1 protein-coding gene is annotated in these 1,341 nt (G+C 30.7%); it reads right to left on the bottom strand.

Annotated features, from left to right (window positions below; translation table 11 throughout):
• Positions 1-521: 521 nt before the first annotated feature.
• A complete protein-coding gene (locus AAEO57_RS20805; RefSeq protein WP_341694946.1) occupies positions 522-1,172 on the bottom strand; it encodes a hypothetical protein in 651 nt (216 codons plus the stop codon).
• Positions 1,173-1,341 lie beyond the last annotated feature (169 nt).

The following is a 1,341-nucleotide window of genomic DNA, read 5'->3' on the forward strand; positions in this document are numbered from 1 at the left end:
GTAGATGTAAATTTACTACAAAATTCGCAATCTTGCCAAACGGCTGTTATACCTGGTTGCGACACGTTTGTTGAGCACCAAAGATTAGACGTTTCAATATTCGATTCCTATTGCGCAAAGTTTATCCGTCTTCCAATTTACTTTTCTGATATTTTTCCACGTTGCAAATTTCAATTAAACTCAACAATAAAATTCGATATTCAATTGTCCGCAAAGTGATTTCCGTTTCGCTTGTCCACTTCAACTAAATTCCATTTTTTTCGATTTAGGTCAGCTATGCGCAAAGTTCGGTTATGCTTTCAGTTCGGTTTATGGGCAATTATTAACTTCCAATTTTCAGATTATCTATTTTCAGCATTTGAGTCCCGTCCAAGGAGCAATCAGGTATAACGTTCTGGCGCTACACGAGGTTTGGGATTAAAGATGCGAGGTTTTTTGGTTAAACACAAATTTTCCAAATACAAAACCATCTTTAAATTCAGCCAAATGCCCAAATCTCGTGTAACGGCTGTTGGCAGAAGTTATAATTTTTTATTCGGTTTTCTTATTAAGTTTTCAATTCGTGTTTTATTTCCATTAAATATATTTTTACTTTTATACTTTTTGATGTACGTGATAGTTGATTCTATTCTTTGAAATTCCTTAATTATTTTTGACTCTTTTTCTTCATTTTCATTTTCGTCTTCTTCTGGATTGTATTTATAATGAACATATGCGTTTCTCTCGTCTGCGGTTCTTAAAATTATGTTTTTATGAACTTCTGAAACTTTTGTTGCACCAAGAATTAAAGGCAACCAAGTGAATTTCCCAATGATAGTTACAGATTTGATTATATCATTAATGGTTTTCTTTTCAATTTTTTTCTTTTCACAAAGTTCTATTATTAAACCATTAATTTCGTGTTCAAAATAAGTTGCGTAAAATAGTTTTGATTTATTATATTCTTTTTGTTTAAGAAAATATCTTGCAGTTTCAAGTAAGTCAGTTTTATGGTCAATAACTATTTTAAAATCTGCTTTGTCATTTAATTTCAAAAGTTTTTTGTTCAGCTTTTCTTTGTCATTAAAATCATCTAAAGTTATTTCTCCTTGTTTTAAAAGGGATTTTACAAAGCTTTCAAACAAGAAATTTTGTAAATTTTCTACTTTTTTAGATTGCACTTTTTCTAACATTTGTAATTAAATTTAATTCTTGTTGATTTTTCGAATAATTTCTGCCAACGTTCTGACGCTACAAGCGGTTTGCGGGTTACGAAGCAGAGTATTTTCTGCTAAACGAAAATAGTGTTTAAAAACGTTAATTCCACTAAATCCGCAAATCGCTTGTAACGGCTGTTACTAG

It is taken from the genome of Flavobacterium calami, assembly GCF_038290035.1.
Lineage (GTDB): Bacteria > Bacteroidota > Bacteroidia > Flavobacteriales > Flavobacteriaceae > Flavobacterium > Flavobacterium calami.